Source organism: Microbulbifer thermotolerans (genome assembly GCF_001617625.1).
Classification (GTDB): Bacteria; Pseudomonadota; Gammaproteobacteria; order Pseudomonadales; family Cellvibrionaceae; genus Microbulbifer; species Microbulbifer thermotolerans.
In genome coordinates, this window is sequence record NZ_CP014864.1 from 260,841 (window position 1) to 281,809 (window position 20,969).

Genomic DNA, 20,969 nt, shown 5'->3' on the forward strand with positions numbered 1-20,969 from the left:
CCATTGTTTGAGCGCCCCTGACTATACGCAGCGTTTGGGTGAATTAGTCAGCGCTCTCCCGGTGCTCTGCGGGCTGAATATCGCCAAAATGCTGTCCCATTTTTACCGGGCTTTCGGCACCGAGGGATTCCAGCCAGCGCACCCTGTCTGCGCCGAAGAGCATGATCACCGTGGAACCCAGTTTGAAGCGCCCCATCTCCGCGCCTTTTTCCAATCGGATGGGCGAGTTATCGCCGTAACTAGTACTGCGCACCCGGCGTTTGTGCGGTGTTACCAGGCCGGCCCATACCGTTTCAATACTGGCGACGATCATGGCCCCAACCAGGATCATTGCCATGGGACCGGCGGCGGTATCGAAGACGCAGACAACCCGTTCGTTGCGGGCGAAGAGCCGCGGCACCGTTTCGGTGGTGACATCATTGACCGAAAACAGTTGTCCCGGCACATGGATCATGCGGCGCAGCGTACCGCTCACTGGCATGTGCACTCTGTGGTAGTCCCGCGGTGACAGATAAATCGTGGCGAAGCTGCCGCCAGTGAACTGTGCCGCCAGCCCTGGATCCCCGCCCACCAGCTCCAGCAGACTGTAGTCGTGCCCCTTGGCCTGAAAAATACGGCCGTTGTGGATTTCCCCCTGCTGGCTGACGGCGCCATCGGCGGGACAGGCGAGGGTGGAATCCCCCTCTACCAGCGGGCGCACACCGGGTTTCAGCGCGCGGGTAAAGAAATCGTTGAAAGTGTCATAGGCGGTGCAATCGCTCTGCTCTGCCTCACTCATATCCACATCGTATTTATCCACGAACCAGCGGGTGAAGGGGTCTTTGACCCATTTGATACGTGTTTCCGCGAGCCAGCCGGCGGCTCGGGACAGTGCGTGTTGGGGCGTCAGATATTGCAGAGCAGCGAATAGTTTGGGATGCATAATGTGATTTTTAATACCTGCAAAAAGAGTGTTGCCGGATCTATCCGGCGGGAGAGGCAGCAATTTTTCCGAGTGGTGGCTAGCTTTCCACCGGTGTGTCCGGCAGGTTACCCCACTCGCTCCAGGAGCCGGGATAGGCGCGGATATCGAAGCCCAGGGACTTGCCCACCAGCCAAGTGAATCCAGAGCGGTGGTGGCTCTGGCAGTGGGTGACGATTTGTTTGTTGCCGTCGATGCCGAGCCCGGCGAGAAAATCCCGCGCGTCCGCGCGGATACGCAGGTCCCGCTGAGGATCCATCAGCTGTGTCCACTCGCAGTTGACGGCGCCGGGAATGTGCCCGGCTTTCATCGCCAGGGCCCGCGCGCCACTGTACTCTTCGGGCGAGCGGGCGTCCCAGATAATGAAGTTTTCCTCGCCCAGGCGGCGTTGAATTTCCTCCGCATCCATTGTGGGGGCGGGATCAATGCTGATTTCGATGTCGCTGGCAGTAGGCGCTACCGGCTCTGTGGGCAGGGGCAGCCCGGCAGCGCGCCAGGCGTGCATGCCGCCGTTTAGGTAGCTGTAGGTTTTGTGGCCAATCACCTCTAGGGTCCACAGGAAACGCCCGGCCCAGCCGCCCCCTTCGTCGTCGCAGGCCACCACCTGTAACCCGGGACGGAGGCCAATTGCGCGAAATACCTGGGTTAATCGCTCGGCGCTGGGCAGTTTGCCGGGGGCCGGAGGGGTGCCGGCCATCAGCGTCTGGAAGGGCAGGTGCAGGGCGCCGGGAATATGGCCGCTTTGATAATTTTGTGCGGAACTCAGGTCCACAACCAATAAGTCTTCTTTTGCGAGCTGGTCCGCCAGTTCTTGCGGTTCAATAATCAGGTTCAACGTTCAGACTCCAGGCTGGTGCGGAGGTGCAGAAAGCTGTTCATGCGCCTCTCGCTGATATCGCCGCGCGCCTTGGCCTCCAGAATGGCGCAGCCGGGCTCGCCCTGGTGGCGGCAGTCGCGGAAGCGGCAGTGGCCGATAAACGGGCGGAATTCCACAAAACCCTCCAGCAGCGATTGTTCATCCATATGCCAGAGGCCGAATTCGCGAATGCCGGGAGAGTCTATCAGATCACCGCCGCCGGGCAGGTGAAAGAGTTCTGCTGCAGTGGTGGTGTGGGTACCTTTCATGGTGGCTTCAGACAGAGCCCCGGTGCGCGCTCCGGCGCCGGGGAGCAGGGCGTTGACCAGCGAGGACTTGCCCACGCCGGACTGTCCGACGAAGACACTGGTGCCTTTGGCCAGGGTTTGCAGAAGTTCCGGCAATCCTTCCCCGCTTTTGGTGGACAGGCGCAGTACCTGGTAGCCGAGGTCGGGATAGGGGGCCAGCAGCTCCTCCAGTGATTCGCGGTTACCGTCGTCGATCAGGTCAATCTTGTTCAGCAATAGAATCGGCTGAATACCGGTGGCTTCCGCAGCCACCAGATAGCGGTCAATCGCATTGGCAAAGGGCTCTGGGTAAGGTGCTATGACGACGACAATTCGGTCTATATTGGCGGCGATGGTTTTCAGTTCGCCGTAGCGGTCCGGCCGCTGCAGCTCGGAGCGCCGCGGCAGGCGCGCACCGACCACGCCGCAGTCGGCGCTGTGTTCGCCGTGGGCGGGACACCAAGCCACGCGGTCACCGGTAACCAGGGTGTCGATATTGGCGCGCAGGTGGCAGCGCTGGCGCAGCTTGGGCTCCGCCTCACTCTCCACCAGCACCTGGGTGCCGTAGTTGGCGATGACCAGCCCTGTTTGTTCCGGCCCCAGGTGGCCCTCTTTGAGCGCCTGCTCGGCGCTGTCCGCGCGCCGACGCGCACGCTCCTCGCGCTCCTTCTGGATTTTGGCGATGCGCCACTGCTGGCGCCGGCTCAGTTTGCGTTTGCTCATTCGGGGTTTGCCTGGAAACTCGCGGCGGATTATAGCTTGCAACGCCCGCCCAATGCGGTAACTTGCCTCCAAAGCTAAAGGAGACCCGCAGTGGACAAGAACAATCTGATCTGGATTGACTTGGAAATGACCGGCCTGGACCCGGAAAAAGAACGCATTATCGAAATCGCCACCATCGTAACCGACGCGCAACTAAATATTCTCGCGGAAGGGCCCAATCTGGCAGTGCACCAGAGCGATGCCCTGTTGGATGCGATGGATGAATGGAACACCACGCAGCACGGCGGATCGGGGCTGGTGAAGCGGGTGCGGGAGTCGACCATCTCCGAAGGGGATGCGGAGCGGGAGACCATCGCTTTCCTGCGCCAGTGGGTGCCCGAGGGTGCCTCGCCCATGTGCGGAAACTCCATCGGCCAGGATCGTCGCTTTCTGGTCAAATACATGCCGCAACTGGAAGCCTATTTCCATTACCGGAATCTGGATGTCAGCTCTATTAAGGAACTGGCGCGGCGCTGGCGCCCCGATGTTCTGGAGGGGGTAAAAAAACAGAGCAATCACCTGGCTCTGGACGATATCCGCGATTCTATCGAGGAGCTGAAGCACTACCGCGAGCACTTCTTTCGTCTGTGAGCGGTTATAGCGCCCCGAAAGCTGCGGCAGGGCTCTTACGAATTTATCAGCGCCCCCTCAGGCCGGTGATTGGGGGCGCTTGATCTTGCGTTTGCGTCTGCGGCCACTGCGCAGGCGAGCCAGTGCCCAGTCGATGTGCTCTGCCACCAGGGGCGTTGAGCCGGGCCGCGCCGCCTCCAGCGCGGCGACAATTTCCCCACATGCCTCTGCGTTGCCCAGCGCCACCGCGAGATTCCGCCGCCAGCGCTCGTAGCCGATGCGCCGGATCGCGGACCCCTCGGTTTTGCGCAGAAACTCTTCCTCACCCCACTTAAACAGTGTCAGCAAATCGCCATCGTCCAGGCCGTGGCGCGGGTGAAAGTCCCTCTCCCCGGTGGGTTTGGCAAATTTGTTCCAAGGGCAGATGATCTGGCAGTCATCACAGCCGAACACCCGGTTGCCCATCGGTTCGCGGAACACCTCCGGGATAGGGCCCTTGTTCTCGATGGTCAGGTACGAGATACAGCGGCGCGCGTCCAACTGATAAGGGGCGATAAATGCGTCCGTGGGGCAAACCTTGAGACAGGCGGAACACTCCCCGCACTGATTGGGCTGCGTACTTTTATCCACTGGTAGCGCCAGGTTGGTGTATATCTCGCCGAGAAAAAACCAGGAGCCCGCGCTGGAATTGATCGCCATGCAGTTCTTGCCGATCCAGCCGAGTCCCGCTTTCTCCGCCAGTGCCCGCTCCATCACCGGCGCACTGTCGGTAAAGGCGCGGCCGGCGGAATCAAAGCCCCGTTCTGCGCACCAGGCGTCTATCTTTTGTGCCAGATGCGCCAGTCGCTTGCGGATCAGTTTGTGGTAGTCGCGCCCGGTCGCATAGCGGGAGATGTACGCTTTGCGGGCATCTTTCAGTACCCGCACTGGCTGCGTATCCGGCGGCAGATAGTCCAGGCGCGCGCTGATTACCCGCACTGTGCCCGGCTGCAGCAGCTCCGGGCGCCAGCGTTTTTCCCCGTGAGCGCCCATCCATTCCATATCGCCGTGGTAGCCGGCCTCCAGCCAGGCGCGCAGCCTTTCGCCATGTGCTTCGAGGTGGCAGTCGGCGATGCCCAATTGTTGGAAGCCCAGCTCGCGGCCCCAGGTTTTGATCAGAGCCGCCAGTTCGACAAGTAAAGGTTCATTCATAGTATTGAACGCAACGGGCGCCAACAGGGCGTCCGGTAGGTATAATTCCTGCTATTTTGCCACAGTTTAAATTTTGATCTCAGGAGCCCCATGGACAGGCCCCAACCCCTTTACGGTGCAGAGGCGCTGCGCGCGCTCGATCGCCGCACCATAGACGCGCTGAAGATCCCCTCAATCGCGCTGATGAAACGCGCCGGACGCGCCGCTTTCGCGCGGTTGCTGGAACGCTGGCCGGACGCTGGCAGTGTCCAGGTATTCTGCGGCGGCGGCAACAACGGTGGCGATGGCTATGTAATTGCCGCTCTGGCGGCACAAAAACAGATTCCCGTGACCGTCTATGCCTGCGTGGCCCCGGAAGCCCTCAAGGGCGATGCCCTGAGGGCCTGCGACTACGCCCGCAGCGAAGGTGTTCGTATCGTGACTTCCCTGGAGGATCTCGATAACACGGGCGAAGACACGGTGATCGTGGATGCGTTGCTCGGTACCGGTTTCAGCGGCGAGCTGCGGGGGGCGGTGGCCCCGGCCGTGGAACATATTAACGCCAGTCCCGGGCCGGTACTGGCGGTGGATATTCCATCCGGCTTGAGTGCCGATACCGGAAGTGCCGGTCAAGCGGTGTGTGCGGACGTCACGGTGACTTTTATCGGCCGTAAATTGGGGCTCTATTGCGGTCGCGGCCCGGCTCTGAGCGGCGAGATTCTTTTCGAAAGTCTCGGCGCGCCGGAGCAGGTGTACACAGAAGTCGCGCCCTTGGCACAGCGCTTCGATGGCGCCAGTATCCAACGTCTGCCCGCGCGCGCCGCAGATGCTTATAAAAACCAGTTCGGCCATGTGTTGGTGGTCGGCGGTGACAGCGGCACTGGTGGTGCCGCTCTCATGGCTGCCGAGTCCGCGGCCCGCGCCGGTGCGGGTCTGGTGTCGCTGGCCACGCATCCCCAGCACCTGGTGGCTTCTCTGACTCGCCGCCCGGAAGTAATGGCACACCCGGTGATTTCAGGTCAGGAGTTGGAACCGCTGCTGGAGATGCCGGATGTGATCGCCGTGGGGCCTGGCTTGGGCCGCGCTCCCTGGGGCGAGCAACTGCTGGCCCGCGCCGGTCGCGCCGACGTGCCGCTGGTACTGGATGCGGATGCTCTGAATATCCTCGCCGGCGGTCGCGTGCTGGCTGGTGTCCGGCGGCATGATTGGGTGCTGACACCGCATGTCGGTGAGGCGGCGCGGCTGCTCGGTTGCGGTACGGGGGATGTGCTTGCCGATCCGCGCGCGGCGGCCATCGCGATTCAGAAAAAATTCAGTGGTGTGGTGGTATTAAAGGGGGCGGGTACGCTGATTGCCCATCCGAGCGGTGTGGATCTGATCAAGGGCGGCAACCCGGGCATGGCCTCCGGCGGCATGGGCGATCTGCTCACCGGCGTGATCGCAGCCCTGATCGGCCAACATATGACGCCGCTGGAAGCCGCGCGGCTAGCGGTATGGCTGCACGGGGAGGCGGGCGACCGAGCCGCTGCCGACGGGCAGCGCGGCCTGTTGGCCACAGACCTGTTGCCACATATCCGCAAGCTGGTGGACTGATGGTATTGCAACTGACACTGGCCGATGAAACTGCCACCGTCGCCGCGGGCGAAGCGCTCGGCCGCGCCTGCCGGGCCGAGGGGCTGCATGAGGGGCTGACACTATTCCTGCACGGCCAGCTCGGTGCCGGCAAGACTACGTTATGCCGAGGTGTGCTTTCCGCTTTTGGCCACCAGGGCTCGGTAAAGAGCCCCACCTACACTCTGGTGGAACCCTATGAGTTGGGTTCGCAGCGGGTCTTCCACTTCGATCTGTACCGGCTGGGGAACCCGGAAGAGCTGGAATTTATGGGGGTGAGGGATTATTTCACTCCCGGTAGTTTGAGCCTGGTGGAGTGGCCTGAGCGGGGTGCTGGTGTGCTGCCGGCCCCGGATCTGGAGGTGGAATTGGTTCTGCCGGACAGCGGTCGCAAATTGCGTCTGAGCGGGCGCTCACCGCGGGGCGAGGCCGTGCTGAAAAGATTGCAGGAGCTGCTGGGCAACCTCTGAGACAGAGTTCATACGTGTTGGGCGGAGGTTCCCTGTAAAAAAATCCGTGCAGGTCGCGGGGACGGAGGGCAGGGAATTATCGACAGGGCAGAAAAATGAAAACAGTTTGGCAGCGATTACTCGTCCTGGTGATCTTGGGGAAGCTGATTTTGCCTGCGCAGGCGGCGGAAGTGGAGGGTGTGCGCCTGTGGCGCGCGCCGGATCACACGCGGCTGGTGTTTGATCTCAGCGGCCCGGCGGAACACAAGTTGTTTACCCTGACTGGCCCTCACCGGGTGGTGGTCGATGTGGCCGACACACGCCTGGCGGCGCAGCTCGACCACCTGGAACTGGGTAATACCCCCATAGAACGCCTGCGTCACGGTCGCCACGACAAGAAAAATCTGCGCGTAGTACTGGACCTGAAACAGCAGGTAAAGCCCAAAAGTTTCGCCTTGAAGCGCCATGGCGGACTGCCGGACCGCCTGGTGATCGACCTGTACGACAGGGTGGAAAACGAAGAGAAGACTCTGCAGCAGGTCAGCCGTGAACGAGATATCCTTGTCGCGATCGACGCTGGCCACGGCGGCGAAGATCCAGGTGCGCTGGGGCCCGGAGGCTTGCGCGAAAAAGACGTGGTGCTGGCCATCGCCAAGAAATTACACAGTGTTATCAATGCAAAGCCCGGGTTTTCCGCTCGTCTGGTGCGCAGTGGTGACTACTATATTCCGCTGCGCGAACGGGTGAAGAAAGGCCGCGGTATGCGCGCCGACCTGTTTGTGTCAATCCACGCCGATGCATTTACTCGCAAGGATGCCCGCGGTGCCGGGGTGTATGCCGTATCCTCCCGTGGCGCCACCAGTGAGACGGCGCGCTTTCTGGCCCAGCGGGAAAACGAATCCGACCTGATCGGCGGTGCCGGAAGCCTGAGCCTGGATGACAAGGACGATACCTTGGCGGGCGTGTTGTTGGATCTGTCCATGACCGCAACCATGAATGCCAGCCTGGATGTTGGGGCCAGTGTGTTGAATTCCCTCGGCAGTGTGACCCACTTGCACAAGAAGAAGGTGGAACAGGCCAACTTCGCTGTGTTGCGGTCACCGGATGTGCCATCGATTCTCGTGGAGACCGGCTTTATCACCAATCCACAAGAGGCGCGGCGTCTGCGAGACCCGTCCTTTCAACGCAAACTGGCGGAAAAGCTCAGCGAAGGTATAGTGGCGCACTTTACCAGCCGCCCGCCAGCGGGCACCTGGCTGGCCGCCAACCGAGACAGGGTCGATCGGCGTCACACTATCGCCCGCGGCGATACCTTGTCCAGTATCGCGGCGCGTTACAATGTGTCCGTTTCTGAACTGAAGAAAGTCAATGGTATCGACAGCTCAGTGATTCGGGTCGGCCAGACGCTGACCATTCCCTCCGGTTGATCAGATGCGCGGCCGCCGCGTGGTAGGTCGCGCCCAAAACGAAGAAACTGACAGGTGCCTGTCCGCAGGCGAGATTCAATATGTCCGACAGAATCCAGCTGTTGTCCCCCCGCCTCGCGAACCAGATCGCCGCCGGCGAAGTGGTGGAGCGCCCGGCTTCAGTGATCAAAGAGCTGCTGGAAAACAGTCTCGACGCCGGTGCGACCCGCCTGGAGGTGGAAATCGACAACGGTGGTATCAAGCGCATCAAGGTGCGTGACAATGGTGGCGGCATCGATAAAGACGATCTGCCACTGGCGCTGGCCCGCCACGCCACTTCCAAGATCCATGCACTGGAAGACCTGGAAGCGGTGGCCACCCTCGGGTTTCGCGGTGAGGCCCTTGCCAGTATCTCATCGGTGGCACGCCTGACTTTGACCAGCAGCCGCGACGACAGCGGCCAGGGCTGGCAGGTCGCAGTATCCGGCCGCGACATGCAGGCGGCGCTGGCCCCGGCGGCGCATCCGCGGGGCACCACCGTGGACGTGCGCGACCTCTTCTTCAACACCCCGGCGCGGCGCAAGTTTCTGCGCACGGAGAAGACTGAGTTCAACCGGGTTGACGAGACCATCAAGCGTCTGGCCCTTTCTCGCTTCGATGTCTCCATCAGCCTGCGCCATAACGGCAAGGGTGTGCACAATCTCCGCGCCGGGCTCGGCCGGGTGGAGATGGAGCGGCGCGTGGCGCAGGTCTGCGGGCCGGCGTTTATGCAAAATGCGCTGCATATCGATGTGGAACGCAGCGGCCTGCGCCTCTGGGGGTGGGTGGCCGAGCCGGCCTTTTCCCGCTCCCAGGCGGACCTGCAGTTTTTCTACGTCAACGGTCGCGCTATCCGCGACAAGGTTGTGAGCCACGCGGTGCGCCGCGCCTTTGCCGATGTCCTCTATCACGGCCGCCATCCGGCCTTTGTACTCTACTTGGAACTGGATCCCGCCGCGGTGGATGTAAACGTGCACCCCACCAAGCACGAAGTGCGCTTCCGGGACAGCCGCCTTGTGCACGATTTTCTGTTCGGTAGCCTGCACCGGGCACTGGCGGATGTCAGGCCGGGGCAGAGAGAGGAGCGGGAACAGGTGCCGGAGGAAACCGTCAGTGGTATCCGCGCCGGCGAGTTCGCCGGCCAGCAAAAGATGTCTCTCAGCACGCGGCCATCGCCGGTGGATTTGCAGCAGCAAATGCAGAATTACGCCGCGCTGCACCAGCCATATCAATCGGAATCCAGTGTGGCCGAAGCGACGCCCCCAGTAGCGCCTGCTCGGCCGGCGCCCGCCTTGCAGGTTTCCGAAAGTGATACAACCGAAGCGCCGCCACTGGGCTACGCGCTGGCGCAGTTGCACGGCATCTATATCCTGGCTCAGAACGAGCAGGGCTTGATTGTCGTCGATATGCACGCGGCGCACGAGCGCATTGTCTACGAACAAATGAAAGCCGCCTACGCCGCCGGCGGGATACAGGCGCAGCCACTGCTGGTGCCGGTGAGTCTGGCGGTCAGTCAGCGGGAGGCGGACTGTTATGAGGAACGCAGCGAGGTCTTCACCGCGCTCGGCTTCGCATTGCAGCGGGCCGGCCCCGAGACGCTGCTGGTGCGCCAGGTGCCGGCGATGTTGCACGGTGCCGAGGTGGAACAGTTAGTGCGCGACGTACTGGCGGACCTGTTGGCACAGGGGGGCAGTAGTCGTATCGGGGAGCGCATCAACGAGATACTTGCCACCATGGCCTGCCACGGTTCGGTGCGCGCCAACCGCAAGCTCACCGTGCCGGAAATGAACGCCCTGCTCAGGGATATGGAGCGCACTGAGCGCAGCGGCCAGTGCAATCACGGCCGTCCAACCTGGACACAAGTGAAATTGGCGGATATGGACAAGTGGTTTTTGCGTGGCCAGTGAACTGAAAGGGCAAACCGGCGCTGCACAAGCGGGAGAAAAGCCCCGGGCGATTTTCCTGATGGGGCCGACGGCATCGGGCAAGACAGACTTGGCGATGGCGCTGTCCGATCGCTTGCCCGTTGAGCTGGTCAGCGTCGATTCGGCACTGGTTTATCGCGGTCTGGATATCGGTTCTGCAAAACCCAGCCCCGAGGAGCTGGCCCGCTATCCCCACCGCTTGATCGATATCTGTGATGCCGCTGAGTCTTATTCCGCTGGCCGTTTTCGCGAGGACGCCCTGCTGGCGATGGCTGAAATCACCGCTGCCGGCAAAATTCCGCTGTTAGTTGGCGGAACCATGTTGTATTTTCGCGCTCTACTGGAGGGCATGGCGCAGTTACCCGAGGCGGACCCGGCCCTCCGGGCGGAACTGGAGGCGCGCGCCGCGCGGGAGGGGTGGCCGTCGCTGCACGCGGAATTGAGCAGGGTGGACCCGGAGCTGGCTTCCCAGTTGCACCCCAACCACTCGGTGCGCATTGAGCGGGGGCTGGAGGTTTATTACCTGACCGGCCGCCCCCTGTCAGCGCTCCGCCGCGAGCGGGCGCAGGACTCGCTTACCGAGCGGTACGAGCTGCGGCAGATGGCGTTGTTGCCGCGAGACAGGGCACTGCTGCACGAGCGCATCGCCATTCGTTTTCAGCGAATGCTGGACGCGGGTTTTGTCGACGAGGTGCGGCAATTGCGTGCGCGGGGAGACCTGCACGAGGATCTGCCGGCGATTCGCGCGGTGGGGTACCGCCAGGTATGGCAATACCTGGAGGGGCGCTTAAATTACGACGAAATGGTGGCTGCGGGTATCGCCGCCACCCGTCAACTGGCCAAACGTCAGCTTACCTGGCTGCGGCGCTGGCCGGACCTCACGCCGGTCTACGCACAGGATGCCGATGGTCGGGTGCGCAAAAATGACGAAATATTGGCGGAGGTCTTGAAATTTCTTGGCTGAGCATCCATAACGTGACTTCAGTCAGTTTGTTCATTGAGTCTGGCTGCTTCCGGCTCTTTTTATTTACACGCGTTTCAACCTCAGTCGTCTCTTAGTCCACGGCTTTCGTGGGCGCGATTGCGGCCTGCATTCGCATCCAGCTTTTGACAAGGAGAAAAAAGATGTCAAAAGGGCATAGCTTACAAGACCCTTACCTCAACGTATTGCGCAAAGAGCGTATCCCGGTTTCCATCTATTTGGTTAACGGCATCAAACTTCAGGGGCAAATAGAATCTTTCGATCAGTTTGTGGTACTGCTGAAAAACACTGTCAGCCAGATGGTGTACAAGCACGCTATCTCCACTGTGGTTCCGTCCCGTGCGGTGCGCGTGCCACTGCTGAACCCCCAGGCTCAGCAGGGCGGCGAGGGTGCCGGTGGCGAGGGCGGCGGAGAAACTTTCGGCTGACTCTGACCATCCCCCGGATTGAACTGCGCCTCGGCTTGCCGGGGCGCCTGTGGTTTGGCGCCATGACTTTTGGGCTTGCGGCCCCCCACAAGAGACTTCCCATTGTTTTTTGAACGACCGGAATCCGGTGAGCTGGCGGTACTGGTTCACCTGGAGCTCTCCGCCATCGACAGCCCCGACGACCCGCGTGAATTCGAAGAGCTGGCGCTCTCCGCCGGCGCGGACCCTGTGGCTTTTATCTTTGGTCAGCGCGCCGCGCCGGACCCCAAAACCTTTGTCGGACGCGGCAAATTAGAGGATATACGCCAGGCGGTAGTGGATCACGGCGCGGAATTGGTGATCTTTGATCACGCCCTGTCTCCCAGTCAGGAACGCAATATCGAGCGCGAACTCAAGTGTCGGGTGCTGGACCGCACCGGATTGATTCTGGATATTTTTGCCCAGCGGGCCCGCACCCATGAAGGCAAGTTGCAGGTGGAATTGGCGCAGCTGCGACACATGGCGACACGCCTGGTACGCGGCTGGACACACCTTGAGCGGCAGAAAGGCGGTATCGGTCTGCGCGGCCCGGGCGAGACACAGCTGGAAACGGACCGCCGCCTGTTGCGGGCGCGCATCGATTCGATCGAGAAAAAGCTGGAAAAGGTGCGCCGCCAGCGGGAGCAGGGGCGCCGCGCTCGCTCGCGCGCTGAAGTCGCCACTGTATCCCTGGTGGGTTATACAAATGCCGGCAAATCGACCCTGTTCAACCGCCTGACCGATGCCGGTGTCTATGTGCGCGATCAGTTGTTCGCGACTCTGGACCCGACCATGCGCCGGGTAGAGTTGCCCAGTGTTGGCGCCATGATACTGGCGGACACGGTCGGCTTCGTATCCCACCTGCCGCACAAACTGGTAGAAGCTTTCCGCGCCACCCTGGAGGAGGCGGGCAATGCGACCCTGTTGCTGCATGTGGTGGATGCCGCGGCGGAGGATCGGCTGCACTTGATGGAAGAGGTGCAGAATGTGCTGGAAGAGATAGGCGCGGCCGAGCTTCCACAGTTGTTTGTCTTCAACAAGATAGATCTGCTCGCTGACAGTGAACCCAGAATTGAGCGGGATGACCAGGGGCAGCCGCGCGCCGTGTGGCTATCTGCCGCCAGCGGTGCCGGCTGCGACATGCTGGTGGATGCCATTGCCGAGCGGCTCGGCGAGCAGATGGTCTCCGGCCTGCTGTTGATCCCGCCGCAGCACTCGCGCCTGCGCGCACAGTTGTATGCCATCAATGCAGTGCAGAGCGAACGCTATCGCGATAACGGTGACTGTGAATTGCAGTTACTGTTGCCGAGGGGCGAATTGCAGCGGCTGCTGGCCCCCTATAGGGACGGTGACCAGGCGCCCCAATGGCAGCCGCGGGAAGCAGTTGGCGACCACTGTTGAAGGCCGTCCGAAAATGCCGCCGCCGGCACCGGGCCTGGCTGCAGATAAGGCGCCGCGGTGGCAGAGCGCAATAATTCACTGGCGAAGAATGCTAGAATCCGCCGATGCGTAACGTTAAATGATCAGAGTTGGAGTGTTTTGATGGCCTGGAACGAACCGGGTGGTAACAACAAGGATCCCTGGGGTGGTGGAAACCGCAACGATGGCCCGCCGGATCTCGATGAGCTGCTGCGTAAACTGCAGCAGAAGTTAAACAACCTTTTTGGTGGCGGCTCCGCTTCCGGTACCGGCGGACAGGCCAAATTCCCCTGGGCGCTGGTGCTCATCGTATTGGCGGTGCTTTATGGTGTGTGGGGCTTTTATCAGGTCAACGCCAACGAGGCCGCCGTGGTTTTGCGGCTGGGTAAATACCACTCCACACAGTCGGCGGGCCTGCACTGGAACCCGCCGCTGATCGACACCGTTACCAAGGTGAATATGACTGAGGTGCGTACAGAGCGCACCACCGGGCAGATGCTGACCAAGGACGCCAGCATCGTCGATGTGGTGCTGCAGGTACAGTGGCATATTGACGACGCCGAAGCCTATGTACTGCGCGTGCGCGACCCGCTCAAGAGTCTGCAGGAAGCCACCGACAGCGCGCTGCGCCATGTGGTTGGTTCCTCCAGTCTCAACGGCGTAATCTCACAAAACCGCACCAAAGTGTCCGCGGAGACACAGAAGCGTCTGCAGCGTTATTTGGACCTCTACCAGACCGGCATCCGTGTCGACGTGGTCAACCTTACTGACGCCAAGGCGCCTCGGGAAGTGCAGGATGCCTTCGACGACGTGGTCCGTGCCCGCGAAGACGAGGTGCGGCTGCAGAACGAGGCCCAGGCCTACGCCAACCAGGTGATTCCGGTCGCGCGCGGTCAGGCCCAGCGCATGATTGAGGAAGCGGAAGCCTACAAGGCGCGGGTGGTGGAAAATGCGCGTGGTGAGGCTGTGCGTTTCGAGAAGCTGTTGGCCGAGTACGAGCGGGCTCCGGAAGTCACCCGCGAGCGCCTCTACCTAGACGCCGTGCAGGAAGTGATGGCCAGTGCCTCCAAAGTGATGGTGGATATCGAGGGCGGCAATAACATGATGTATCTGCCCCTGGATAAACTGGCGGAGCAGAGCGGTACCCAGGCACTGCAGCGCAGAGACGTTTCTCCACAGGTGGTGGACGAGATCTATCAGCGCATCGTCGACCGCCTGCGCACCGAGGCTGCCAACAGCCGCCGCAGCCAGAATGTACGATAAGGGGGTGACGCAATGAACAACAGAACACTGCTTATCATCGCTGCCCTGGCGATTGGCCTGCTCGTGGTTTCTTCCAGCGCCTTTGTGGTCAAGGAAACGGAAAAGGCTGTGTTGCTGCGCTTCGGAGAAGTGATCCGCACGGATTACGAGCCGGGGCTCTACTTCAAGGTTCCGCTGATGCACGAAGTGCGCAAGTTCGATGCCCGCATCCAGACGGTAGACTCCAGTCCGGTGCGTATGCTGAACGCGGAAAACAAATTTATGATGGTGGACTCCTACGCCAAATACCGCATCTTTGACGTGGGCCGCTTCTATATCGCCACTCGCGGCGATGAACGCAACGCGGTGCGCCTGCTGGCGGAGCAGATCAACGACCGTCTGCGCAACCAGTTTGGCGTGCGCGACTTGCACGAAGTGGTGAGCGGCCAGCGGGATGAGCTGATGGCGGAAATCACCAAAAACCTCAATCAAAAGGCGCGCGGGGATCTGGGGGTGGAAATCGTCGATGTGCGGGTAAAACGCATCGATTTGCCGCCGGAAGTATCGGAATCGGTATTCCAGCGCATGCGCGCCGGCCGTGAACTGGAGGCCCGCGACCACCGCGCCAAGGGCCAGGAGGCCAGTGAGCGCATCCGCGCCAACGCCGACCGCCAGAAGGTGGTAATTGAGGCCGAGGCCTACCGCAAGGCCGAGGAGCTGCGCGGTGCTGGCGATGCAGAGGCCGCCGCGATTTACGCTGCCGCATACAGCAAGAACCCCGAGTTCTATCGCTTTACCCGCAGTCTGCAGGCCTACAAGGAGTCCTTCAAAAGCCGCTCAGACCTGCTGCTGGTGGATCCTGACAGCGATTTCTTCCGCTATTTGAAGGATGCGGACGGCAAGCAGTAACTGTGCCGGACAATGGCCGATAAAGCCCCTACCTTCCCGCAGGGACTTGATGGTAAAATCACACAAACCGGGCAGTGCCCGGTTTTTTTGTGGGGGTGCAAGCGCCCCGCCATACCGCTGACAAAGCTTTTTCACCATGACCCAAGCCGATCGCTGGATGCTGCCGGACGGTATCGCGGAAATCCTGCCCGCGGACGCCCTGCAGATTGAAACGCTGCGCCGCCGTCTGCTGGACCTCTACCACAGCTGGGGCTACGAGCTGGTAATGCCGCCTATGCTCGAGTTTACCGAATCCCTACTGGTCGGTATGGGGCGCGACCTGGAACTTAGTACCTTTAAGGTGACCGACCAGCTCTCGGGGCGCACCCTGGGCATACGCGCGGATATCACGCCGCAGACGGCGCGTATAGATGCCCACAGCTTCCCCCGCGCAGGCGTCAACCGCCTCTGCTACGCCGGCCATGTGCTGCACACCCGCCCGCGCACTGCCATGGGGTCGCGCGCACCCATTCAGATCGGTGCCGAGCTGTACGGTGTCGAAAGCCTGCACGCGGATATCGAAGTCATCTCGTTGATGCTCGAAAGCCTGCAGACAGCAGGGATAGAGCAGATTCACCTAGACCTCGGGCACGTGGCGATCTATCGCAGTCTGGCCAGAGCCGCGGGCCTGGACGAAGAGGCGCAGCGCGAGCTGTTTGCCCTGTTGCAGAGCAAGGCCAGCGCGGATGTGCAGCAGTGGGTCGAAACCAATGTCTCCGAATCCCGGGCCGCCGGGTGGCTGCGGGCTCTGCCGGGTCTCGCTGGCGGCAGTGATTGTCTGGCGAAGGCGAGAGATCTGTTTGCCGGGGCGCCAGCGGAACTGGCCGCGGCGCTGGCCGACCTGCAGACAGTGGCCGACTCCCTCGCCCAACGTTACCCATCGGTGGAGCTCTTTTTCGATCTTTCTGAGGTGCGCGGCTACGACTACGAGACCGGACTGGTTTTTGCCGCCTATACGCCGGGTTACGGCCAGGCGCTGGCCAACGGCGGTCGCTACAACGGTATCGGCAAGGTTTTCGGCCGCGACAGACCCGCCACCGGATTCAGCAGCGACCTAGTTTCACTTAATACCCTGGGCCGCACCCCGGCATCGTCCGGCACCGCTATACTGGCGCCGCTGGCCGAGGGCGCCGAAGGCGAGACCCTGTGGCGCGCGGTGGAGTGTCTGCGCAGTGAAGGCGAGGTCGTTATATTCGCGCTGCCGGACGGAGCCGAGGACGAAGTCCTGTCCCGCTGCGACCGTACATTGTGCCTGGAGCAGGGCAGTTGGGTGGTGAAACCACGCGACTGATTTTGGCCGAATGCATTGATTTGGCCCGGTATCCGGGCATGCTCGCGGGATGGGCTGCGCCCATCGGAGCCGGTTGATGGGCACGGTTCCCGCATCCCATGGCCCATCCCACAGATGAACTGACGATTTGAGATTTACGCAAATGGGCAAAAACGTAGTAGTGCTGGGCACCCAGTGGGGCGATGAAGGCAAAGGCAAGATCGTCGACCTGCTGACGGAAAAGGTTTCGCTTGTGGTGCGTTTCCAGGGCGGTCACAACGCGGGCCACACACTGGTTATCGACGGCGAGAAGACGGTTCTGCACCTAATTCCCTCCGGCATTCTGCGCGACGGTGTCACCTGCCTGATCGGCAACGGCGTGGTGTTGTCGCCGGATGCGCTGTTAAAGGAAATGGCGGATCTGGAGGCAAAAAATGTCCCTGTGCGCGATCGCCTGCGTTTGTCACCGGCCTGTCCGCTGATATTGCCGGTACACGTGGCTCTGGACCAGGCGCGGGAAAGAGCGCGCGGTGATAAGGCTATCGGTACCACCGGCCGCGGTATCGGTCCGGCCTATGAGGACAAAGTCGCGCGCCGCGGTCTGCGTCTCGGCGACCTGTGCAACTGGGACAGTTTCTGCGCCCAACTGAAGGGATTGCTGGATTACCACAATTTTGCGCTCACCCAGTACTACAAAACTGAGCCGGTCAATTACGAAGATATCCTGGAGCGGGCGAAAGTCTGGCGCGACCAACTGGTGCCGATGATTACCGATGTCGCCGACCGGCTGCATTGTGCCCGCGAAGGCGGCGAGCACATCCTCTTTGAAGGCGCCCAGGGTTCGCTGCTGGATATCGATCACGGCACCTATCCTTACGTGACTTCCTCCAATACGACCGCTGGCGGCACCGCCACCGGTTCCGGCTTCGGGCCTCTTTACCTGGACTATGTATTGGGCATTACCAAAGCTTATACGACCCGTGTCGGCGGCGGACCCTTCCCTACGGAGCTGGAATGCGATGTAGGACGCCATCTGGGCGAGAAGGGCCATGAGTTCGGCGCCACCACCGGGCGGGCCCGGCGCACCGGCTGGTTTGACGCCGTGGCAGTGCGTCACGCCATCCGTATCAACAGTATCTCTGGTCTGTGTCTCACCAAGTTGGATGTGCTCGACGGCCTGAAGGAAGTGAAGATCTGCGTTGGCTACCGCGACAGCGAAGGGCGGGACGTGCCAGTGCCTTTCGATGCCGCGGGCTGGGAAGGCGTGGAGCCTGTCTACGAAACCTTGCCTGGCTGGGATGAGACTACCTTCGGAATCCGGCGCGAAGCGGAGCTGCCGGCCAATGCGCGCGCTTACATTGCGCGAATCGAAGAGTTGGTCGGCGCACCCATTGACATTATCTCCACTGGCCCCGATCGCAGTGAAACGATTGTGCGCGCCTCTTCGGCGCTGTGTGAAATGGGTATTCACAACCCGAGTGTCTGATTGACTTGTCTTATTCTGCGGCGTTGATCGTTGGGCTACATCTGGTCATAAATTTCTGCCAGACTCAGAGTCGAAGACTTCGACAGGGAGTGTGATATGTCCTCAACCATCGCCAAGCGCTACAGTCTTGCGGAAGAAATCGCGAACAGTGTCACCCACGGTTTGGGGGCGCTGTTGGCGATTGCCGGCCTCGGTGTACTTTGCGCTTTTGCCGCCCTGCGCGGCGATGCTTGGCATATTGTCAGCTGTGCCGTATATGCCGCTACCTTGATTCTCTGCTTTGGCGCGTCCACTCTCTATCATGCGATCAGTCACGAGCGCGCCAAAGCAGTGCTGCGCACCCTGGACCACTCGGCCATTTTCCTGTTGATAGCAGGCACTTACACACCTTTCACCCTGGTGACTCTGCGGGGACCCTGGGGTTGGTGGTTGTTTGGCATTATCTGGGGCCTGGCATTGGCGGGGCTGGTGATTCAGCTTACGCCACTGAAAAAGATTCGGGCCCTGTCGATCACGCTGAGCGCGCTGATGGGTTGGGTGGTAATTGCGGCCGTTGAGCCGCTGGTGGAGCGTCTGGCGCCGGGCGGTCTTTGGCTGCTGGTACTGGGTGGCCTCTGCTACACCGGCGGCATCGTCTTCTACCTGTGGCGCAGCCTGCGTTTCCACCACGCCATCTGGCACCTCTTTGTGCTGGCTGGCGGTGTTTTGCACTTTTTTGCCGTGCTTTTCTACGTGATTCCCTAAGCCAACTTGACTTGTGTCACGGCGGAGGAAATCCGCCTTTCGGCGCGGCTTCTCCCGTTCTACCCTTGAGCGAGCAACCTGTTGGCAGAAGGAATCGCTATGGCCCCCAGTCGTCCGCTGTATCAATTTCCGCTGTATGCCGCACTGATTGTCGCCTGGCTGTGGGCATTGCCCTTGGCCGCCATGGAAAGCGCGGATCCGGCATTTCAGAAGTGGGTAAAGGATTTTCGCAAGACCGCGATCGCGAACGGGATTTCCGGCCCGGTGTACGACCGCGCATTTGCGGGTGTCAACGCACCGGATCAATGGGTGCTGGACAAAGCCGCCTACCAGCCGGAATTCAAGGCACCCGTGTGGCAGTATTTTGACAACCGGGTACAGAAGCGCGCGGTGGCACGGGGGCGAGCGGAAAAGGAGAAGCTGCAGCCCTGGCTCGACAAAATCGAACAGCGGTATGGCGTTGATCCGAATATCCTTTTGGCGATTTGGTCGGTAGAGTCCAGCTTTGGCGCGATTCTCGATAATCAGACGGTCATGCGCAATGTGATCCGCTCTCTGGCCACTCTGGCTTACGCCGACCCACAGCGTAAGAAGTTTGGCCGCCAACAGCTGCTGGCGGCACTAAAAATTTTGCAAAGTGGCGACATCGACGAGGGCCATCTAACCGGCTCCTGGGCCGGCGCCATGGGGCATACCCAGTTTATCCCCACCAGTTACCAGGCCTATGCGGTGGATTTGGATGGCGATGGCAAGCGCGATATCTGGAACTCTGTGCCCGATGCCCTGGCTACCGCTGCTAATCTGCTCTCGAGTAACGGCTGGCGCCGCGGCGAAACCTGGGGCTATGAAGTGACAATCCCCAAGCGCAAACTACCCGCAGGTAAGCTGACGATCGCCGAGTGGGAAAAGCTGGATGTCAGGCGTGCGAATGGCGAACCCTTTCCCCGTAAACAGGACAAAGCGGAACTCAAATTGCTAGATGGCCGCCAGGGTCCGGCATTCTTGATGCTGAAGAACTTTTTTGTGATCAAGCGTTATAACAATTCCGATCGCTACGCGACAGCCGTAGGCCTGCTCGCTGACCAGATAGGCGGGGCTCCCGGGCTGGTGCGCGATTGGAACAGGCCGTTCACGCCGATTGACAGCAACCAGGTGGAGGAGTTGCAGCGGTTGCTGAAACAGCGCGGGTTCTACAAGGGAGAAATTGACGGCAAGGCGGGTGCCGGTACGCGTGCGGCGATCCGCAACTTTGAGAAGAGCGCGGGTGTGGAAGTGCTGGGCTATCCCAGCCGGGAAGTGCTGGAGCTACTACGGAAGTAATGCGTGGCTGCGGTTAATACAATGCCCCGGTGAATCAGTCACAGACAACTCACGGCTTTTCAGTAAAGGCTTCACCCGCAAGGGTATCCTGCAATTCATCCAGGCGTTTCACCACCTCGTGGGGTTTGCGGAAGCTGGCTATGTGATACATGGCATCGCCTTCGTGAACCAGTGGCAGGTTGGTGCGGCCTATCACTATGCCGTCGTCATTGCTTGACACTATGTCCAGCTCATGGCCGTAAGGGTCGAGAATGGTGGCCAGCAGCTCTCCTTTTTGCACCCACTCGCCGAGCTTGCGCTCGAAGCGCACGATTCCGCTGCCACCAGCGCGTACCCAGCTGCTTTCATAGGAAATAAACGGACGCATAATCTTGCGTCCCCTGCGCAGTGGCAGCATTTTCAATTGGCGCATCACATTGAGGATGCCCCGGACACCGGAGCGGATGCATAGGTCGTCGAAGCGCAGTGCTTCACCGGCCTCGTAGAGCAGGGTTTTTACGTGTAAGTCGGTGGCTGCCTCGCGCAGGGAGCCGTCGCGCAGGTTGGCGTGTAACATTACCGGCGCTCCAAAGGCGCGGCCCAGTTCGCGGATTTCCGGGTCATCTAGATTGCCACGGATCTGTGGCAGATTACTGCGGTGTAGGGCGCCGGTGTGCAGATCTATCCCGTACTGGCATTTGGCGACTACCTCTTGCATGAATACATAGGCCATGCGCGAGGCGAGCGACCCTTTGCTGGTGCCGGGAAAGCAGCGGTTGAGATCACGCCCGTCCGGCAGGTAGCGGGATCTGTGTAGCATGCCGTAGACATTCACCACAGGTACTGCGATGAGGGTACCGCGCAGCGACTTGAGCGCGCGGCTGTTGATCAGACGGCTGATGACTTTGACACCATTCAGTTCATCGCCATGAATGGCCGCGCATACGAACAAACTGGGGCCGGAACGCTTTCCACGCTGCACGTAGACGGGGATTGCCATTTCCGTATCCGTATACAGGCGTACCACCGGCAGGTCGATACGCTTGGTTTCCCCTTGTCGCACGGGGATACCGCCAATCACGAATTCCTCTGCCATA

General features: G+C 61.0%; 19 protein-coding genes. 14 read left to right on the forward strand and 5 right to left on the reverse strand.

What is annotated here, in order from left to right:
* Nucleotides 1-43: 43 nt before the first annotated feature.
* The 3 genes from asd to rsgA form a co-directional block, all read right to left on the reverse strand.
* Entirely contained in the window at nt 44-922 is an 879-nt protein-coding gene (gene asd, locus A3224_RS01105; protein WP_067150355.1) for an archaetidylserine decarboxylase, read from the reverse strand.
* Nucleotides 923-1,001: 79 nt separating this feature from the next.
* Complete coding sequence (locus A3224_RS01110; RefSeq protein WP_067150358.1) at nt 1,002-1,796, reverse strand: sulfurtransferase; 795 nt, start codon at nt 1,794-1,796, stop codon at nt 1,002-1,004.
* Nucleotides 1,793-2,827: a small ribosomal subunit biogenesis GTPase RsgA gene (gene rsgA, locus A3224_RS01115; RefSeq protein ID WP_067150361.1), complete on the reverse strand. Its 1,035-nt coding sequence runs from the start codon at nt 2,825-2,827 to the stop codon at nt 1,793-1,795. Before rsgA ends, A3224_RS01110 begins: the two co-directional genes overlap by 4 nt.
* A gap of 90 nt (nt 2,828-2,917) precedes the next feature.
* Between rsgA and orn the strand changes: the two genes are divergently transcribed.
* Complete coding sequence (orn, locus tag A3224_RS01120; protein ID WP_074902208.1) at nt 2,918-3,457, forward strand: oligoribonuclease; 540 nt, start codon at nt 2,918-2,920, stop codon at nt 3,455-3,457.
* Nucleotides 3,458-3,514: 57 nt separating this feature from the next.
* On the opposite strand, the gene queG is transcribed toward orn, so the two are convergent.
* Entirely contained in the window at nt 3,515-4,627 is a 1,113-nt protein-coding gene (gene queG / locus A3224_RS01125) for a tRNA epoxyqueuosine(34) reductase QueG (RefSeq protein ID WP_067157251.1), read from the reverse strand.
* Between the two features lie 90 nt (nt 4,628-4,717).
* Here queG and A3224_RS01130 point away from each other — a divergent pair, with 90 nt between their 5' ends.
* From A3224_RS01130 to A3224_RS01190, 13 genes are all read left to right on the forward strand, one after another.
* A complete protein-coding gene (locus tag A3224_RS01130; protein ID WP_067150364.1) occupies nt 4,718-6,199 on the forward strand; it encodes a bifunctional ADP-dependent NAD(P)H-hydrate dehydratase/NAD(P)H-hydrate epimerase in 1,482 nt (493 codons plus the stop codon).
* Nucleotides 6,199-6,687, forward strand: coding sequence for a tRNA (adenosine(37)-N6)-threonylcarbamoyltransferase complex ATPase subunit type 1 TsaE (gene tsaE, locus A3224_RS01135; protein ID WP_067150367.1), 489 nt, complete (start codon nt 6,199-6,201; stop codon nt 6,685-6,687). The genes A3224_RS01130 and tsaE overlap by 1 nt, the downstream gene beginning before the upstream one ends.
* A gap of 95 nt (nt 6,688-6,782) precedes the next feature.
* On the forward strand, nt 6,783-8,093 hold the full coding sequence (locus A3224_RS01140) for an N-acetylmuramoyl-L-alanine amidase (RefSeq protein ID WP_067150370.1): 1,311 nt from the start codon (nt 6,783-6,785) through the stop codon (nt 8,091-8,093).
* 80 nt (nt 8,094-8,173) lie between these two features.
* Nucleotides 8,174-10,018 (forward strand): DNA mismatch repair endonuclease MutL, encoded by a 1,845-nt coding sequence (gene mutL / locus A3224_RS01145; RefSeq protein WP_067150373.1) that lies wholly within the window; start codon nt 8,174-8,176, stop codon nt 10,016-10,018.
* A gap of 58 nt (nt 10,019-10,076) precedes the next feature.
* A complete protein-coding gene (gene miaA, locus A3224_RS01150; protein ID WP_067157254.1) occupies nt 10,077-11,000 on the forward strand; it encodes a tRNA (adenosine(37)-N6)-dimethylallyltransferase MiaA in 924 nt (307 codons plus the stop codon).
* A gap of 161 nt (nt 11,001-11,161) precedes the next feature.
* Nucleotides 11,162-11,446 carry an RNA chaperone Hfq gene (gene hfq, locus A3224_RS01155; protein ID WP_067150375.1) on the forward strand — a complete coding sequence of 95 codons (285 nt, stop codon included), beginning with the start codon at nt 11,162-11,164 and terminating at the stop codon, nt 11,444-11,446.
* A 102-nt stretch (nt 11,447-11,548) separates the two neighbouring features.
* Nucleotides 11,549-12,865, forward strand: coding sequence for a ribosome rescue GTPase HflX (gene hflX, locus A3224_RS01160; protein ID WP_067150378.1), 1,317 nt, complete (start codon nt 11,549-11,551; stop codon nt 12,863-12,865).
* 141 nt (nt 12,866-13,006) lie between these two features.
* The gene (hflK, locus tag A3224_RS01165; RefSeq protein ID WP_067150381.1) at nt 13,007-14,146 is read left to right on the forward strand and encodes an FtsH protease activity modulator HflK; all 1,140 of its coding nucleotides are present in this window, start codon (nt 13,007-13,009) and stop codon (nt 14,144-14,146) included.
* Between the two features lie 12 nt (nt 14,147-14,158).
* Nucleotides 14,159-15,034, forward strand: coding sequence for a protease modulator HflC (gene hflC, locus A3224_RS01170; RefSeq protein WP_067150384.1), 876 nt, complete (start codon nt 14,159-14,161; stop codon nt 15,032-15,034).
* Between the two features lie 136 nt (nt 15,035-15,170).
* The gene (locus A3224_RS01175) at nt 15,171-16,364 is read left to right on the forward strand and encodes an ATP phosphoribosyltransferase regulatory subunit (protein ID WP_067150387.1); all 1,194 of its coding nucleotides are present in this window, start codon (nt 15,171-15,173) and stop codon (nt 16,362-16,364) included.
* A gap of 142 nt (nt 16,365-16,506) precedes the next feature.
* The gene (locus A3224_RS01180) at nt 16,507-17,829 is read left to right on the forward strand and encodes an adenylosuccinate synthase (protein WP_067150390.1); all 1,323 of its coding nucleotides are present in this window, start codon (nt 16,507-16,509) and stop codon (nt 17,827-17,829) included.
* A gap of 96 nt (nt 17,830-17,925) precedes the next feature.
* Nucleotides 17,926-18,573 (forward strand): PAQR family membrane homeostasis protein TrhA, encoded by a 648-nt coding sequence (trhA, locus tag A3224_RS01185; RefSeq protein ID WP_067150393.1) that lies wholly within the window; start codon nt 17,926-17,928, stop codon nt 18,571-18,573.
* Between the two features lie 99 nt (nt 18,574-18,672).
* Complete coding sequence (locus A3224_RS01190; protein ID WP_067150396.1) at nt 18,673-19,893, forward strand: lytic murein transglycosylase; 1,221 nt, start codon at nt 18,673-18,675, stop codon at nt 19,891-19,893.
* Between the two features lie 49 nt (nt 19,894-19,942).
* Here the strand turns inward: A3224_RS01190 and A3224_RS01195 are convergent, their stop codons facing one another.
* A complete protein-coding gene (locus A3224_RS01195) occupies nt 19,943-20,968 on the reverse strand; it encodes a succinylglutamate desuccinylase/aspartoacylase family protein (RefSeq protein WP_067150399.1) in 1,026 nt (341 codons plus the stop codon).
* Nucleotide 20,969 lies beyond the last annotated feature (1 nt).

Coding starts and splice junctions, on each gene's coding strand:
- asd (WP_067150355.1), bottom strand. CDS start 922: ATGCATCCCAAACTATTCGCTGCTCTGCAATATCTGACGCCCCAACAC.
- rsgA (WP_067150361.1), bottom strand. CDS start 2,827: ATGAGCAAACGCAAACTGAGCCGGCGCCAGCAGTGGCGCATCGCCAAA.
- queG (WP_067157251.1), bottom strand. CDS start 4,627: ATGAATGAACCTTTACTTGTCGAACTGGCGGCTCTGATCAAAACCTGG.
- A3224_RS01130 (WP_067150364.1), top strand. CDS start 4,718: ATGGACAGGCCCCAACCCCTTTACGGTGCAGAGGCGCTGCGCGCGCTC.
- tsaE (WP_067150367.1), top strand. CDS start 6,199: ATGGTATTGCAACTGACACTGGCCGATGAAACTGCCACCGTCGCCGCG.
- A3224_RS01140 (WP_067150370.1), top strand. CDS start 6,783: ATGAAAACAGTTTGGCAGCGATTACTCGTCCTGGTGATCTTGGGGAAG.
- mutL (WP_067150373.1), top strand. CDS start 8,174: ATGTCCGACAGAATCCAGCTGTTGTCCCCCCGCCTCGCGAACCAGATC.
- miaA (WP_067157254.1), top strand. CDS start 10,077: ATGGGGCCGACGGCATCGGGCAAGACAGACTTGGCGATGGCGCTGTCC.
- hfq (WP_067150375.1), top strand. CDS start 11,162: ATGTCAAAAGGGCATAGCTTACAAGACCCTTACCTCAACGTATTGCGC.
- hflK (WP_067150381.1), top strand. CDS start 13,007: ATGGCCTGGAACGAACCGGGTGGTAACAACAAGGATCCCTGGGGTGGT.
- hflC (WP_067150384.1), top strand. CDS start 14,159: ATGAACAACAGAACACTGCTTATCATCGCTGCCCTGGCGATTGGCCTG.
- A3224_RS01175 (WP_067150387.1), top strand. CDS start 15,171: ATGACCCAAGCCGATCGCTGGATGCTGCCGGACGGTATCGCGGAAATC.
- A3224_RS01180 (WP_067150390.1), top strand. CDS start 16,507: ATGGGCAAAAACGTAGTAGTGCTGGGCACCCAGTGGGGCGATGAAGGC.
- trhA (WP_067150393.1), top strand. CDS start 17,926: ATGTCCTCAACCATCGCCAAGCGCTACAGTCTTGCGGAAGAAATCGCG.
- A3224_RS01190 (WP_067150396.1), top strand. CDS start 18,673: ATGGCCCCCAGTCGTCCGCTGTATCAATTTCCGCTGTATGCCGCACTG.
- A3224_RS01195 (WP_067150399.1), bottom strand. CDS start 20,968: ATGGCAGAGGAATTCGTGATTGGCGGTATCCCCGTGCGACAAGGGGAA.